The 14916-nt window shown below is 63.6% G+C and carries 13 protein-coding genes; all 13 read left to right on the top strand.

The genetic code is table 11. The features are described 5' to 3' along the window. Positions 1-12 precede the first annotated feature (12 nt). The 13 genes from GE073_RS17595 to GE073_RS17535 all read left to right on the top strand — a co-directional run bounded on the left by GE073_RS17595 (position 13) and on the right by GE073_RS17535 (position 14821). Positions 13-564 (top strand): PRC-barrel domain-containing protein, encoded by a 552-nt coding sequence (locus GE073_RS17595; RefSeq protein WP_228551615.1) that lies wholly within the window; start codon positions 13-15, stop codon positions 562-564. 25 nt (positions 565-589) lie between these two features. Beyond that, positions 590-790, top strand: a complete 201-nt coding sequence (locus tag GE073_RS17590; protein ID WP_028597550.1) for a hypothetical protein — start codon at positions 590-592, stop codon at positions 788-790. A 217-nt stretch (positions 791-1007) separates the two neighbouring features. Beyond that, positions 1008-2078: an AI-2E family transporter gene (locus GE073_RS17585; protein ID WP_153783979.1), complete on the top strand. Its 1071-nt coding sequence runs from the start codon at positions 1008-1010 to the stop codon at positions 2076-2078. Positions 2079-2555: 477 nt separating this feature from the next. Further along, entirely contained in the window at positions 2556-5192 is a 2637-nt protein-coding gene (gene alaS / locus GE073_RS17580; protein WP_153783978.1) for an alanine--tRNA ligase, read from the top strand. 61 nt (positions 5193-5253) lie between these two features. Then, complete coding sequence (locus GE073_RS17575) at positions 5254-5514, top strand: IreB family regulatory phosphoprotein (protein WP_028597553.1); 261 nt, start codon at positions 5254-5256, stop codon at positions 5512-5514. A 38-nt stretch (positions 5515-5552) separates the two neighbouring features. Further along, positions 5553-5957 (top strand): Holliday junction resolvase RuvX, encoded by a 405-nt coding sequence (gene ruvX / locus GE073_RS17570; RefSeq protein ID WP_043110901.1) that lies wholly within the window; start codon positions 5553-5555, stop codon positions 5955-5957. A gap of 9 nt (positions 5958-5966) precedes the next feature. Beyond that, on the top strand, positions 5967-6275 hold the full coding sequence (locus GE073_RS17565) for a DUF1292 domain-containing protein (RefSeq protein ID WP_028597555.1): 309 nt from the start codon (positions 5967-5969) through the stop codon (positions 6273-6275). Continuing rightward, a complete protein-coding gene (locus GE073_RS17560; protein WP_101807912.1) occupies positions 6275-6577 on the top strand; it encodes a DUF1292 domain-containing protein in 303 nt (100 codons plus the stop codon). Before GE073_RS17565 ends, GE073_RS17560 begins: the two co-directional genes overlap by 1 nt. A gap of 107 nt (positions 6578-6684) precedes the next feature. Continuing rightward, positions 6685-7782 (top strand): endolytic transglycosylase MltG, encoded by a 1098-nt coding sequence (gene mltG, locus GE073_RS17555; protein ID WP_174817669.1) that lies wholly within the window; start codon positions 6685-6687, stop codon positions 7780-7782. Between the two features lie 25 nt (positions 7783-7807). Then, positions 7808-8746: a peptidase U32 family protein gene (locus GE073_RS17550; RefSeq protein ID WP_153783977.1), complete on the top strand. Its 939-nt coding sequence runs from the start codon at positions 7808-7810 to the stop codon at positions 8744-8746. A gap of 28 nt (positions 8747-8774) precedes the next feature. Then, a complete protein-coding gene (locus GE073_RS17545) occupies positions 8775-10028 on the top strand; it encodes a peptidase U32 family protein (RefSeq protein ID WP_194843398.1) in 1254 nt (417 codons plus the stop codon). 263 nt (positions 10029-10291) lie between these two features. After that, the gene (locus GE073_RS17540; protein WP_028597560.1) at positions 10292-12454 is read left to right on the top strand and encodes a methyl-accepting chemotaxis protein; all 2163 of its coding nucleotides are present in this window, start codon (positions 10292-10294) and stop codon (positions 12452-12454) included. A gap of 225 nt (positions 12455-12679) precedes the next feature. Continuing rightward, complete coding sequence (locus tag GE073_RS17535; RefSeq protein ID WP_228551613.1) at positions 12680-14821, top strand: methyl-accepting chemotaxis protein; 2142 nt, start codon at positions 12680-12682, stop codon at positions 14819-14821. Positions 14822-14916 lie beyond the last annotated feature (95 nt).

Genomic DNA, 14916 nt, shown 5'->3' with positions numbered 1-14916 from the left:
GAGGCGCTTTGCGTGCCGAATGCCGCCGACCGCATGCTGAAGCTGCAGGAAGTCATCGGGCAGCCCGCCTTTTTCGCCGCTTCCGGCGCCCGCGCCGGCAAAATCCGCGACGCCTGGTTCGACGAGCACTGGACGCTGCAGGGCTTCGTGCTCGACGGCTGGTGCTGGCGGCCGGGCCATGCCCGGACCGTGCTGTGGGACGACGTGCTCGTCTGCGGCGCCGACTGCGTGTTCCTCCGCTCGGCCGAGTCGATCGGGGTGAGGCGCCTGAAGTCGCTGCCGCGCTCGTTCCTCGGCGGCTGCGTGCGGCTCAAGGAGCTTCCCGTCGTCACGGCGGAGGGAGATCAGCTCGGCCGGATAAGCGATGTTTATTTTGACCCGAATCAGGGTACACAGGTAGTAGGCTTTGAACTGACGGACGGATTTGTCTCAGACCTTAAGGACGGTCGGAGATGGCTGAGAGCGCCCCGGGATCCGGATGTCTTCTTGTTAGGGGAAGATGCGATTGTCGTCCCGCCGTTGGACGAGAGTGCCCTGGAGCGTGTCGCAGCTTCCGATCCGTAATGTAGGGAGAAATGAATCGATGAGCATGAGATGTCCCAACTGCAATTCCCGAGATATCGGCAAGATCGGCTCGCATCAGTTTTACTGCTGGGGCTGCTATATCGAGCTGACGGTCAACGGCGATAAAATGTCGGTCTATCAGGTCGAGGAGGACGGAACGCTCAGCTCGCTGGACGATCTGTTCTTCGAGGACGACATCGCCTCGTCCGAGATCCACGCGAACTGAAGCAGGCCGACCGAGATATCGGGAGCTGCGCCCCTGACGGAATTCCGTCAGGGGTTTTTCCTGTCCGCCGAAGCGCGAAGCGCGGCAGCGGACAGGCAAGGTATGGGAGCGGCGGAAGCCGCATATACTTTAACGGACCTGCCGGGCAGACAGGCTCTCCAGCAAGCTTGGACGGTCCCGGCTTTCGGACAGCGGATGCGAGAGGGGAGGGGCTGGGATGGAAAAATGGACGCAGAACCGGATGCTGCTCGGGCTCGTCTACGCGATCCTCGGCCTGCTCGCCCTGTTCCTGCTGCTGCTGCTCAAGCCGCTGCTGCTGACGGTATACCGCTTCGCGAGCGCCGTGCTGACCCCGTTCCTGATCGCGATGGTCATCGCCTACGTGCTTCACCCGATCGTCAGCCTGCTCAGCGCCAGGCGGGTGCCGCGCTCGCTTGCCGTCCTGCTCATCTACGCCGTGTTCTGCTCGGCGCTCGCCGTCATCCTCATGAACCTGATCCCGATGGTGACCGAGCAGGTGCAGGAGCTCGGGGAGCATGCGCCGGAGCTGACGATGCGGGCGCAGAGCCTCGTGCGGGACTTCAACCATACGTCGTTCCTGCCGGAGAGCTTCCGCGAGGCGATGATCCGCGCGCTTGCCGGGCTGGAGAAGCGGCTCGCGGAATCGACGACCGACTTCATCAACAACATCGGCTCGATGCTCGGCGCCGTGTTCTTGTTCTTCATCATTCCGTTCCTCGTGTTCTATATCCTCAAGGACTTCGAGGTGATGGAGCGCGCGGTCATCGCCTGCGTGCCCAAGTCGCATCGCAAGCCGGTCGTCCGCATGCTCAAGGACATCGACGAGGCGCTCGGCAGCTACATCCGCGGGCAGTTCCTCGTCTGCGTCATCATCGGCCTGCTCGCTTACGCCGGCTATGCCATCATCGAGCTGCCCTACGCGCTGCTGCTCGCCTCGATCGTCGCGGTGACCAACGTCATTCCGTATCTCGGACCGTTCATCGGAGCGGCGCCCGCGCTGCTCGTCGCCTCGACGGTTTCGTTCAAAATGATGCTGCTTGTCGCCGTCGTCAATACGGCGTGCCAGATCCTGGAGGGGAACGTCATCTCGCCTCAGGTCGTCGGGCGCACGCTGCATATCCATCCGCTCATGATCATCTTCGCGCTGCTTGTCGGCGGCCAGCTGGCCGGCATTCCCGGCATGATCCTCGCCGTGCCGGTGTTCGCGGCGCTCAAGGTGATCCTGCAGCATGTGTTCGCGTATTACGTGCGGCGGCGGACCGTGTAGGGCGTTTTTGCAACCTCGCCAAGGCTCCTATAGCCGGCAGAGCAACCCAACCGCTTCCAGCCGCGTCCGTCCGCCCATACAAATTGACAATCCTGCCGCTCTATCCTATAATCGGCGGTATATGGCCGCAATACGTCCCGCTGAGGCGAGGCCGCATAGACACAGCGTTGATGGGATGCCAAGTAGGGCGCAGCCCGGCAATCAGAGAACGGATTCCTTTCGGATGGAGCGCCGAGCGCCCGCCGGAAGGCTGCGAGAATCCGCCTGCCGAAGAGCGTGCCGAAGCTGATCTCGGAGCGTGGATCAACTCCACCGGCCGCCGGAGCCGTTATCTGCCGGATCGAGGAGATCGCTGCCCGTTCGCACATCGCGGAGCCGGAGCGATAACCAGGGTGGTACCGCGAGTTCAATCGTCCCTGTCGGCAGACAGGGGCGTTTTGTTTTTCACATTCCGCGATAGGAAAGGTTGGATTTGTCATGAAAGCAGCAGAAATCCGCGCCAAGTGGCTGAAATTCTTCGAAAGCAAAGGACATAAGGTCGAGCCGAGCGCCTCGCTCGTGCCGCATAACGATCCGTCGCTGCTCTGGATCAACGCCGGCATCGCGCCGCTCAAGCCGTACCTCGACGGCCGCGAGATTCCGGACAATCCGCGCATCACCAACGCGCAGAAGTGCATCCGCACGAACGACATCGAGAACGTCGGCAAGACGCGCCGCCACCAGACGTTCTTCGAGATGCTCGGCAACTTCTCCATCGGCGACTACTTCAAGGACGAGGTCATCGTCTGGGCGTGGGAGTTCCTCACGTCGAAGGACTACATCGGCTTCGATCCGGAGCGCCTGAGCGTGACCGTGCATCCGGACGACGAGGACGCGTACCGGCTCTGGAACGAGACGGTCGGCCTGCCGGCGGAGCGCATCGTCAAGCTGGACGGCAACTTCTGGGAGATCGGCGAAGGCCCTTGCGGCCCGTGCACCGAGATCTTCTACGACCGCGGCGAGCAGTACGGCAACGATCCGTCCGATCCGGAGCTGTATCCGGGCGGCGAGAACGAGCGCTACCTCGAGGTGTGGAACCTCGTCTTCACGCAGTACAACCTCAACAAGGACGGCAGCTACACGCCGCTGCCGAACAAGAACATCGATACCGGCGCCGGCCTCGAGCGCTTCGCCTCGATCCTGCAGGACGTCGACTCCAACTTCGACACCGACCTGTTCCTGCCGATCATCGAGAAAACCTGCGAGATCGCGGGCGTCAAGTACAAGGATAGCCTGGAGAAGGACATCGCGCTCAAGGTCATCGCCGACCATGCGCGCACGGTCGTATTCGCCGCCGGCGACGGCGTGCTGCCGTCGAACGAGGGCCGCGGCTATGTCATCCGCCGCCTGCTGCGCCGCGCCGTCCGCTACGGCAAGACGCTCGGCGTCGACCGCCCGTTCCTGTACCGCCTGACCGAGACGATCGGGGACATCATGGGCGTCTACTACCCGGAGGTCGTCGAGAAGCGCGAGTTCATCGAGAAGGTCATCCGCGGCGAGGAGGAGCAGTTCCACCGCACGCTCGAAGGCGGCCTCGGCCTGCTGGAGCAGCTGGCCCGCGCGGCCAAGGCGGACGGCCGCACGGAGATCGGCGGCGAGGACGCGTTCAAGCTATACGATACGTTCGGCTTCCCGTTCGACTTGACGGAGGACTACGCCAGCGAGAACGGCCTCGGCGTCGACCGCGGCGGCTTTGACCAGGCGATGGAGGCTCAGCGCAGCCGCGCCCGCGCGGCGCGCCAGGAGACGGGCGGCATGAGCGTGCAGGGCGGCGCCCTGTCGGAGTTCACGGAGCCGAGCGAGTTCATCGGCTACTCCCGCCTCGTCGGCGACGCCGTCGTCACCGGCATCGTCCTGGACGGCGAGCTTGTCGACATCGCCGGCGAAGGCAGCCGCGTGCTCGTGCTGCTCGACCGCACGCCGTTTTATGCCGAGAGCGGCGGCCAGGTCGGCGACAAGGGCCTCCTGCAAGCGCCGGGCCTGAAGCTGCAGGTCGAGGACGTCACCAAGGCACCGCACGGCCAGCCGGTCCACCATGCGCTCGTCGTCGAAGGCGCCCTGCGCAAGGGCGGCCAGGTGGCGGCCGAGGTATCCTCCTCCTCGCGCGGCGACACGGTCAAAAACCATACCGCGACGCATCTGCTGCACAAGGCGCTCAAGGAAACGCTCGGCGGACATGTCAACCAGGCCGGCTCCCTCGTCGAGCCGGACCGGCTGCGCTTCGACTTCTCCCACATCGGCTCGATCTCGGCCGCGGAGCTGGCGGAAATCGAGCGCCGCGTCAACGAGCAGATCTGGGCCGGCACGCCGGTCGTGATCGAGAGCAAGCCGATCGCCGAGGCGAAGGCGATGGGCGCGATGGCGCTGTTCGGCGAGAAGTACGGCGACGTCGTGCGCGTCGTGCAGGTCGGCGACTACAGCATCGAGCTGTGCGGCGGCTGCCATGTGGAGAACACGTCGCAGATCGGACTGTTCAAAATCGTCGGCGAGACCGGCATCGGCTCGGGCGTGCGCCGCATCGAGGCCGTAACCGGCCGCAGCGCCTACGCGTATCTCGAAGGCCGGCTCGAGCTGCTGGAGCAGGCGGCGAGCCTGCTGAAGGCCGGCGCGGCCGACGTGCCGCGCCGCTTGGAAGCTCTGCTCGGCCAGGTGAAGGAGCTGCAGCGCGACAACGAATCGCTGCAAGGCAAGCTGTCGCGCATCGAGGCGGGCCAGCTGGAGAGCGGCGTCAAGACTGCGGGCGACGTCTCCGTGCTGGCGGCGCAGGTGAGCGCGCCGACGATGGACGCGCTGCGCGGCATCGCCGACGAGCTGCGGCTCAAGCTGCCGGCGGCGGTCATCGCGCTCGGAGCTCCGGCGGACGGCAAGGTCAACCTCGTCGTATCGGTGCCCCAGGAGCTCGTCAAGAAGGGCTTCCACGCCGGCAAGATCATCAAGGAAGCGGCAGCCGCTTGCGGCGGCGGAGGCGGCGGCCGTCCGGACATGGCCCAGGCGGGCGGCAAGGATCCGTCGAAGCTCGGCGAAGCGCTGCGCCTTGTCGAAGAACTGGTTCTCGCCCAGGCAAATGTGATATAGTGAGGATGTATCTTTAATCGCGCCCTTACGATCCGGGCCAGAGGAAAGCGAGGTGCTGGCGGTGAGCTCCATGGACAAGACAATGAAGTTCGACGTGGTTGCAGACGGTCCTGAGGCTTCCTCCAAGGAGATCCTGCTGACGGTGTATGACGCGCTGGTCGACAAGGACTACAATCCGATCAACCAGATCGTCGGGTATCTGCTATCCGGAGATCCCGCCTACATCCCGAGGCATAACAACGCACGAAGCCTGATCCGCAAGAAGGAACGAGACGAGCTGATCGAGGAGCTGGTCCGCTCGTATCTGGCCGCTCACCGCTGATCAGGCCCGCGACAGGAGAATGCAGACTGACTAGACTTATGGGCTTGGACTACGGCGACCGCCGCATCGGCGTTGCCCTCAGCGACCCGATGGGCTGGACCGCCCAAGGGCTCGAGGTGCTGCAGCGCAAGGGCGGCGGCGAGCTGCAGCGAATCGCGCAGCTTGCCGCGGAGCACGAGGTGTCCGAGATCATCGTCGGGCTTCCTAAAAATATGAACGGCACGATCGGTCCGCGTGGCGAAATTTGCATCGCATTTGCCGAGGAATTGAGGCAAGCAGTCCACTTACCTGTACACCTATGGGACGAACGACTGACGACGGTATCCGCGCAGAGGACGCTGCTCGAAGCGGATGTCAGCCGCAACAAACGCAAGCAGGTCGTCGACAAGATCGCGGCCGCGCTGATTTTGCAGAATTATCTCGACTCTAAGATGAAAAGGTGAGGGTAAACGATGGCAAAGGACGACATGCAGTTTGAAGAGCCGGAAATCATCTACATTCCGGACGAGGAAGGCAACGAGGAAGAGTTCGAGGTCATCATGAAGTTCGAAGTCGACGGCTCGGACCAGAAATACATGATGGTCGTTCCGCTCAGCGCGGAGGAAGGCGAGGACGAAGAGGAAGACGAAGTCTACGCGTTCCGCTACGAGGAGGACGGCGACGACCTCAAGCTGTACACGATCGAGGACGAGGAAGAGTGGAGCATGGTCGAGGAGACGTTCAACACGCTTCTCGGCGAGCTGGAGGACGGACAAGGCTGATGAGCGCAGGACTTCCGCAGCGCGTGTCGCTGCTCAAGCAGGCTTTTGGCCGCGAAGTGCTCCTCGTCGACGAGGACGGGGCTGAGATCGCCTTTGTCATCCTTGCCGAATTTGAGCTGGACGGCTCGCATTACGCGGCGCTCCAGTCTCCGGCCGGACGCAAGGAAGGCGAGGTCGAGATGTTCCGGGTCGCCGCGCATGGCGGCGAGCCGCAGCTCGAGACGATCGAGGACGACGAGGAATGGGAGCTTGCCGCCGAGGCTTACGACGTTTTGCTTTTCGAAGAATCGGGCAAGGAATAGCAGGCGGGTTGGGGCGGGCAATTGCCGCCCCTTTTCTACTGCCCGGGCGCGCCGCGAGGGCGGGCTGCGGAATTCAGGTACAGTCGGAAGCGGGGGACAGAAGCCAGATGCGAAGGAACGATCGAGTCGAAGGGGACGCGCAGCAGCCTGCAGGACCTTCGAGAAGCCGGATTACGGTATGGGTATTGCTGACGCTCGTCACGCTGCTGCTGCTTACGGCAGCGGGGCTGGGCGGCTATATATGGAACGGCCTGAGGCCGGCGGAGGCGGGCGAGGCCAGGCAGGTCGCCATCGAGCGGGGCATGTCCCCGAACCGGATCGCCGACCGGCTGGAGCAGGAGGGCATCATTCGCGATGCCTTCATTTTCAAGTACTACCTGAAATTCCGGGAGCAGGGCGGCGCGTTCAAGGCCGGCACCTACGAGCTGTCCCCCGGCATGGAGCATGACGCCATCATCCGCAAGCTGAACGAAGGCGATACGGTCAAGGAGGAGACGATCCGCTTCACGATTCCCGAAGGCTTCACGCTGCTGCAGATCGCGGACAAGCTGGCGGCGGAGGGCTTCATCGACAAGACCCGCTTCCTTGCCCTTGCGGACGAGAAGAGGGACTGGGAGGCGGAGGCGGTCAAGTCGATTCCGGACGACGCCAGGCTGCGCCACCGGCTGGAGGGCTATCTGTTCCCCGAGACGTACGAGCTCAAGAAAGGCAGCACCGAGGAGGACATCCTGCAGCGGATGCTCGCCGAGACCGACCGCAAGCTGGCCGAGCTGGGCGAGATCGACGAGCCGCTGGCAGAACGCGGGCTGACGCTGCATGAGCTCATGACCGTCGCCTCCCTCGTCGAGCGCGAGGTCGTCGTCGACCAGGAGCGCGCGGCCGTGGCCGGCGTCATCTACAATCGGCTCGCCAAGCCGATGCGGCTGCAGATCGACGCCACCGTCCAGTATCTGCTCGACAAGCCCAAGGAGCGGCTGTTCGAGAAGGATCTGGAGGTCGAGAGCCCGTACAACACCTATCGCAGCGACGGGTTGCCGCCGGGGCCGATCAGCAGTCCGAGCCTGAAGTCGATCGAGGCGGCGCTGCAGCCGGAGAAAAACGACTTCTATTACTATGTGACGAAAAAAGACGGCTCGAGCGAGCATCTGTTTGCCGTCACCTATGACCAGCATCTGAAAAACATCCGCGAAAGCGGCAAGCAATAGAAGCAGGAGCAAGGAGGAATCAATGGTGGCGACAAAACCGGAATTGCTGGCGACGGCCGCTTCCCTGGAGGAGCTTAGCCTGCTGGCGGACGCCGGCGCGGACGCCTTCGTCATCGGGGAATCCCGATTCGGAGCCAGGCTGCCGGGAGAATTCGGGCTGGAGCAGATCGGCGAGGCCGTGCGGATCGCTCGCGGCTCGGAGCGCCGTCCGCGCATCTACGCAGCGGTCAACAACCTGATGGACAACCGCACGGTGGGCGAGCTGCCCGCTTATCTGGGCCGGCTCGCGGAGATCGGCGTCGACGCGATCGTTTTCGGCGACCCGTCGGTGCTGATGGCAGCGCGCGAGGCGGCGCCGCAGCTGCGGCTGCACTGGAACGCCGAGATGACGTCGACCAGCTACGCGCAGGCCGACTATTGGGGTAAGCGGGGGGCGTCGCGCATCGTGCTCGCCCGCGAGCTGAACATGGAGCAGATCGTCGAGGTCAAGCAGCGCACGTCGCTGGAGGTCCAGGTTCAGGTTCACGGCATGACCAACATCTACCACTCCAAGCGCTCGCTCGTGGACAGCTACCTCGGCCATCTGGGCAAGGCTCCGGAGCAGGTGGACAGCGCGCTCGGGCAAGGCCTCTTCCTGATGGAAGCCGACCGCCGCGACGAGCGCTATCCGATTTACCAGGACGCGTACGGGACGTACATGATGAGCTCGGACGACATCTGCATGATCGAGAACCTGCATGAGCTGCTGGAGGCCGGCATCGACAGCCTGCGCGTCGAAGGCCTCATGAAGACGCCGGCGTACAACGAGACGGTCGTGCGGGCCTATCGCGCCGCGATCGACGCTTATGCCGCCGATCCGGCCGGCTACCGCTTCGACCCGTCCTGGCTCGCCGCGATCCGCCGCGTGCAGGATTCGTCCCGCGAGCTGAGCTACGGATTTTTCTATAAGGAGCAGGTCTATTGACGGCCGAGCTTCAGGAGGTGAACGAACGATGGGCATGACGATGAACAAGCCCCGCTATCAGGGGAAACGATACCGGCTCGACCGGCCGGAGCTGCTTGCGCCCGCAGGCAATCTGGAAAAGCTGAAATTCGCCGTCCATTACGGCGCGGACGCCGTCTACATCGGCGGACAGAAGTACGGCCTGCGCTCCGGCGCCGACAACTTCAGCTTCGAGGAGATGCGGGAAGGCGTCGAATTCGCCGCCCGTTACGGCGCCAAGGTGTTCGTCGCGACGAACATCTACGCCCACAACGAGGACATCGACGGCCTGGAGGCTTATTTGCGCAAGCTGGAGGAGGTCGGCATCGCGGCGATCATCGCCGCCGATCCGGCGATCGTCGAGACGGCGCAGCGGGTCGCTCCGGGCCTCGAGGTGCATCTGAGCACCCAGCAGTCCGTGCTGAACTGGCGGACGGTGCAGTTCTGGAAGGAGGAAGGGCTGCCGCGCGTCGTGCTGGCGCGCGAGACGAGCCTGGAGGAGATCGCCGAGATCAAGTCCCATGTGGACATCGAGATCGAGGCGTTCATCCACGGCGCGATGTGCTCCTCCTTCTCCGGCCGCTGCGTGCTGTCCAACCACTTCACCGACCGCGACTCCAACCGCGGCGGCTGCTGCCAGTCCTGCCGCTGGAAGTACGACCTGTACGTCGACGGCGACACGATCGCCGAGGGCGAGGAGCAGATGTTCACGATGGGCTCCAAGGATCTGTGCATGATCCGCCACATCCCGGAGCTGATCGACGTCGGCGTGGACAGCTTCAAGATCGAGGGCCGGATGAAGAGCCTGCATTACGTCGCGACGGTCGTCAATGCGTACCGCCAGGCGATCGACGCCTACTTCGCCGACCCGGACGGCTACGAGCTGCGGCCGGAATGGCTCGAAGAGGTCCACAAGGCGGCCAACCGTCCGCTCAATACCGGCTTCTTCTTCGATACGCCTGGCACCGAGGACCACATCTACGAGCCGGAGGAAAAAGCCGCGCCGTACGATTTCGCCGGCGTCGTGCTGGAGTATGACGAGCAGACGGGACTTGCCGTCGTCCAGCAGCGCAACCACTTCAAGCCGGGCCAGGAGATCGAGTTCTTCGGCCCGGGCGGCACGTTTTTCAAGCAGACGGTCGACGAGCTGCGCGACCGCGAAGGCAATCGGCTCGACGCGGCGCGCCATCCGCTGCAGGAGATCGTGCTGCGCGTCGCCGAGCCGGTGCGCCCGATGGACATGATGCGCAAGCGCATCCGCTGATCGCCGAAGCGAGACAGTCCGGACCTTTACACAGGTCCGGGCTTTTTTTTGCGCGATTGAATACGGTTACATGAATTTCGATTGATTTCTTTATTGCCTTATCTCGTTAACGAGTGAAAGAAAATATCGCAATCACTGGATAATGGAATTAAAATCCAAAATAATTCATGAATATAAAGCTGACATAGGCATAAAGGACCATCTCGGACGATCCGATACAAGGGAATACAAGGATACTAGCAAACGGATGGAGTGTGGCTGTCATGCGGAATGGATGGAAGAGCCGATGGGAGCGGGCGAGGAGCAAAATCAAGCCGGACGATGGACGCGAGCAGATCGGGGAGGCCGAGCGGCATCAGGCCGTCGCGGGCCGTCCCCCGTCCGTTTCCCCGCCCAGGCGGACGCTGTCGATCGGATTGAAGCTGTTCCTGACGGTATTCGCCAGCATCCTCATCTGCGTGCTTGCGATGGGGCAGCTGTCCTACAGCATCTCCAAGTCGATCATCGAGCAGCAGGCGACGGACTCGTCCAGCCGGACCTTGAAGCAGCTGGCCGAGAAGCTGGAGCTCGTCTTCGGCAAGTTCAACGACATCGCCGTGCAGTTCGTCTCGGACACGACGCTGCAGAACATGATCGGCAGCACGCTTTACGCGAGCAGCGAGACGGCGCTCGCGAACGCGCAGCGGGAGCTGAACAACAAGATCCAGAGCATGGTCATCGGAATGTCCGGCGTCGAGAATCTGAACCTCATCCCGCTGCGGGAAAGCCTCGGCAGCAAGGTGCTCGGAACGGGCAGCCTCGACAAAGCCAAGCTGGAGCAGCTGGACTGGTACCAGGCGGCCGTGAAGACCGAGAACAAGTCGATCTGGATTCCGACGCAGACCGCCGGCTTCCAGGACGGCGGCAAGCCGACGATCGGCCTGGCGCGCGCGCTGCGGGAGCCGGGCGGCACGGACGCGGTCTACCTGCTGCTCGTCGAAATTCAGGATTCGGCGCTGCAAGATCAGCTCAAGGGCGCCGAGCTGGGAGAAGGCAGCGGCATCTCGATCGTCGACGAGACGGACCGGGTGCTGCTGGACAGCTCCGGACGGGAAGCGATCGGCAAGCAAGCGCGCGTGAAGGTGGCGGCGGAGGCGGCAGCCCGTCCGAGCGGCTCGCTGGTCAAGGAAGAGGAAGGCGGAAAGGCGCTGGCGATCTACGACCGGCTTCCTTCCAACGGCTGGGTCCTGACCGGCGTCGTTCCGGTCGGCCTGCTCGTGCAGGAAGCGGACGCGATCTACCGGATGACGTTCCTCGTCTCCGCGGCGGCGGCCTTGCTGGCCGCGCTCATCGGGCTGTTCGTCATGCGCCTGGTCGGCCGCCCGCTGCAGCGGCTGCGGAGCTTGATGCAGAGGGGCCGCGAAGGCGATCTGACGGTACGGGCGCAGCCGCGCAGCACCGACGTGATCGGCCAGACGGAGACGAGCTTCAACGATATGATGGCGCAGATTACGGAGCTGGTCCAGCAGGCGCGAAGCGGCTCGGTGCAAGTGCTGAGCACGGCGGGCGAGCTTGGAGGGGCCTCGCGGCGGACGGCCGAGGCGGCGCGAGAGATCGCGACCGCATCGGAGGAGATTGCCGGCGGAGCGACCAGCCTGGCGGCCGACGCCGAGCGCGGAAGCGATCTGACGGCCGACATGAGCCTTGGGATGGAGCAGCTGCGGCGGAGCAACAGCCAGATGGGCGAGACGGCCGCTCTGGTGGAGGCTTCCAGCCGCCGCGGGACCGAATGCATGACGCAGCTCGTCGAGAAGACGGCGCTTACGGAATCGGCGACAAGCTCGCTGGCGGCGCAGGTCGAATCGCTGCAGGAGAGCACCCGCTCCATCCGCCAGATCATGGACGTGCTCGGAGGCGTCGCCAAGCAGACGAACATCCTCTCGCTCAACGCCTCCATCGAGGCGGCCCGCGCGGGAGCGGCCGGCAAAGGCTTCATGGTCGTGGCGGCGGAGATCCGGCAGCTGGCGGAGCAGAGCCGGCAGTCGATCGCGCTGGTCGAGACGATTACCGGACGGATCCAGCAGCAGATGGCCCAAACGGCCGCTTCGATCGGCGAGGCGAAGCCGATGTTCCAGGAACAGATCCAATCGGTCAAAGAGACGAGCCAGATTTTTCTGGAGGTGCAGGGCCGGATGGGCGAGTTCACGGAGTCGCTCGACCGCGTAAGCGAGTCGGTCCGTCTGCTGGACGACGTCCACGCCCAGCTGAGCGAAGCGATGAGCAGCGTAAGCGCCGTCTCGCAGCAGGCATCGGCTACATCCGAGGAGGTGGCCTCGCTCACCCAGGAGCAGCAGGGCGTGAGCCAAGGCCTGGTCGAGCTGTCCGCGCGGCTCGAAGGCGTCTCGCAGTCGCTGCAGGCCGCGCTGGAGCGTTTCCGCACCGAATGATTCGATCCCGCAAGCCCGAGTTGACGAAGCGTCCCGCCGGCCCATGCAGCCGGCGGGACGCTTTCGTTCGCTCCGCTCGGAGGAGGGGGAGGCGTCTCGATCCGTCGGAACGAGGCTTGTCAAGAGCCGTCAGCCTTGTTTATTTTTAAGATGGGTTAAACTTCGTCGCCGCAGACTCCGATATGGATAGGGAAAGCCTTCATGAGTAGAGGATGGTGTATACAGATGCAGAATCCATTCCAACGCCGTATGCGCAAGTCGGGCGGCGGAACAAGCACGGAGCCTTCCCTGTCGGACAAGCCCTCCGGCGCCAAGGCAGATGCGCGGGCCCGGCTCCGCAATCCGCTACATCTTTTAAGCGTGAGGCTGTTCCTGATCGTTTTCGTCAGCATCGTCGCCTGCGTCGCCGTCGTCGGCACGCTCAGCTTCCAGATCTCCAAGGGCGTCATCGAAAAGAAGGTGACCGCCGCTTCCAACGAGACGATCGATCAGATCCGCGGCAAGCTGGATCTGATTCTGGGCAACTACGAGAACTTCTCGATCCAGTTCATTACGGACAAGTCGCTGCAGGACAACATCCGTGAGCTCGGGAGCAGCGCTTCCGACGAATACGCGATTTTCGAGAATCAGCGCGCTTTGTCGACCAAGCTGAGCGCGATGGCGATGTCCAACGCGGAAGTCATGAACGTCAACTATATTCCGCTGCAAGAGAAATACGGAACGAACGTGCTCGGCACGGGCAATCTGAAGTACGAAACGGTCAAGGACGCGCCTTGGCTCAAGCAGGCGGTCGAGCTGGGAGGCAAGTCGATCTGGATCCCGATCCAGGAAAAGGGCTTCCAGGGCAACGACCAGAGGTCGTTCGGCCTGGCCCGGACGATCCGGGATACGTCGGGCAGCTACGCGTACGCGCTGCTGATCGAGCTCAAGGCCTCGCTGCTCGAGCAGCAGCTGCAGAACGTCAAGATCGGAGAAGGCAGCCGCATCCGGATTCTCGATGTCGACAATACGATCCTGATCGACAATATCGAGTCCGGCCTCGCCGGGGAGAAGTCCGTCATCGACTTCGCCGGCAGCGGCGCGTCAGCCGATAGCGGCAGCTTCATCACGGAAAGCAACGTCGGACAGGTGCTGGCCGTCTACCAGACGCTGGAGACGGTCGGCTGGAAGGTGCTCGGCATGATTCCGACGTCAGAGCTGGTGCGCGATGCCAAAGAAATCGAGAGAATGACCTGGCTGATCGCCGCGGCTGCCGCCCTGATCGCGATCCTCGTCGGCGTCTATGTCGTCGCGAGCGTCGGCAGGCCGCTGCAGAAGCTGCGCAATCTGATGGGGGAGGCCAAGGACGGCAATCTCGCCGTCCGCTCCGACATCCGCTCGCAGAACGAGATCGGCCAGCTGTCGGAGAGCTTCAATGACATGATGGGCCAGATAACGGCTCTCGTCGGCCAGACGAGGGACAACGCCCAGCATGTCCTGCATACCGCCTCCGAGGTCGGAGAAGCCTCCCGTAGGACGGCAGGAGCGGCGCGGGAGATCGCGGTCGCGACGGAGGAGATCGCGGGCGGAGCGACCAGCCTCGCGATGGAAGCCGAGCGAGGCAGCGATCTTGCCGGCGGCATGGATCAGAACATGCGCCAAGTGAAGGCGATGAGCGACGAGATGCGGCTGTCGGCCGAGCAGGTCGACCAGGCGAGCCGGCAGGGCACGGAGCATATGGCTGCGATGATCCAGAAGACGGGAGAGACCGAGCAGATGGTCCGCGACATGACCGAAAAAGTCGGCCGCCTCCAGGAAAGCACCAGCTCGATCCGCAAGATTCTGGAAATGCTCGGCGGCGTCGCCAAGCAGACGAACATCCTCTCGCTCAACGCGTCGATCGAAGCCGCCCGGGCCGGCGAGGCCGGCAAAGGCTTCATGGTCGTCGCCGGAGAGATCCGCCAGCTGGCGGAGCAGTCCCGTCAGTCGATCGGCATGGTAGAAAGCATCACGACGACGATCCAGACGGAGATCGAGGAGACCGTCGAGGCGCTCGGCAAGGCGCAGCCGGTATTCCAAGAGCAGATCGGTTCCGTGAAGGAAGCGAACGGCATCTTCCATGAGGTCCAGGCTCGCATGAATTCGCTTGCGTCGACGCTAGAGAACGTAGCCGAGTCGATCCGTCTGCTCGATGAGTCGCAGCAGCAGATCGGCTCCGCGATGGGCAGCGTCAGCGCCGTAGCGGAGCAGTCGTCCGCCACCTCCCAAGAGGTCGCCTCGCTCAGCAGCGAGCAGCTCGGCGTAAGCGAAAGCCTCGTCGGACTCGCCGGCCAGCTCGAGCAGGTCTCGCAGTCGCTCCAGCGATCGCTCGACCGCTTCAAGGCATGACTTCTGACTCCTTCCTGCTTCGACCCAGCCCCGCCTCCGGCGGGGCTTTTCGCGTGTAGGCGGGGAGCGGCAGGGGAATACTGGATTCCAGAACA

Source organism: Paenibacillus sp. B01 (genome assembly GCF_009649995.1).
Lineage (GTDB): Bacteria > Bacillota > Bacilli > Paenibacillales > Paenibacillaceae > Paenibacillus_O > Paenibacillus_O pasadenensis.
This window is presented reverse-complemented; position numbering and strand designations above follow the sequence as displayed.

Coding starts and splice junctions, on each gene's coding strand:
- alaS (WP_153783978.1), top strand. CDS start 2,556: ATGAAAGCAGCAGAAATCCGCGCCAAGTGGCTGAAATTCTTCGAAAGC.
- GE073_RS17545 (WP_194843398.1), top strand. CDS start 8,775: ATGGGCATGACGATGAACAAGCCCCGCTATCAGGGGAAACGATACCGG.
- GE073_RS17565 (WP_028597555.1), top strand. CDS start 5,967: ATGGCAAAGGACGACATGCAGTTTGAAGAGCCGGAAATCATCTACATT.
- GE073_RS17585 (WP_153783979.1), top strand. CDS start 1,008: ATGGAAAAATGGACGCAGAACCGGATGCTGCTCGGGCTCGTCTACGCG.
- mltG (WP_174817669.1), top strand. CDS start 6,685: ATGCGAAGGAACGATCGAGTCGAAGGGGACGCGCAGCAGCCTGCAGGA.
- GE073_RS17540 (WP_028597560.1), top strand. CDS start 10,292: ATGCGGAATGGATGGAAGAGCCGATGGGAGCGGGCGAGGAGCAAAATC.
- ruvX (WP_043110901.1), top strand. CDS start 5,553: ATGGGCTTGGACTACGGCGACCGCCGCATCGGCGTTGCCCTCAGCGAC.
- GE073_RS17560 (WP_101807912.1), top strand. CDS start 6,275: ATGAGCGCAGGACTTCCGCAGCGCGTGTCGCTGCTCAAGCAGGCTTTT.
- GE073_RS17590 (WP_028597550.1), top strand. CDS start 590: ATGAGATGTCCCAACTGCAATTCCCGAGATATCGGCAAGATCGGCTCG.
- GE073_RS17535 (WP_228551613.1), top strand. CDS start 12,680: ATGCAGAATCCATTCCAACGCCGTATGCGCAAGTCGGGCGGCGGAACA.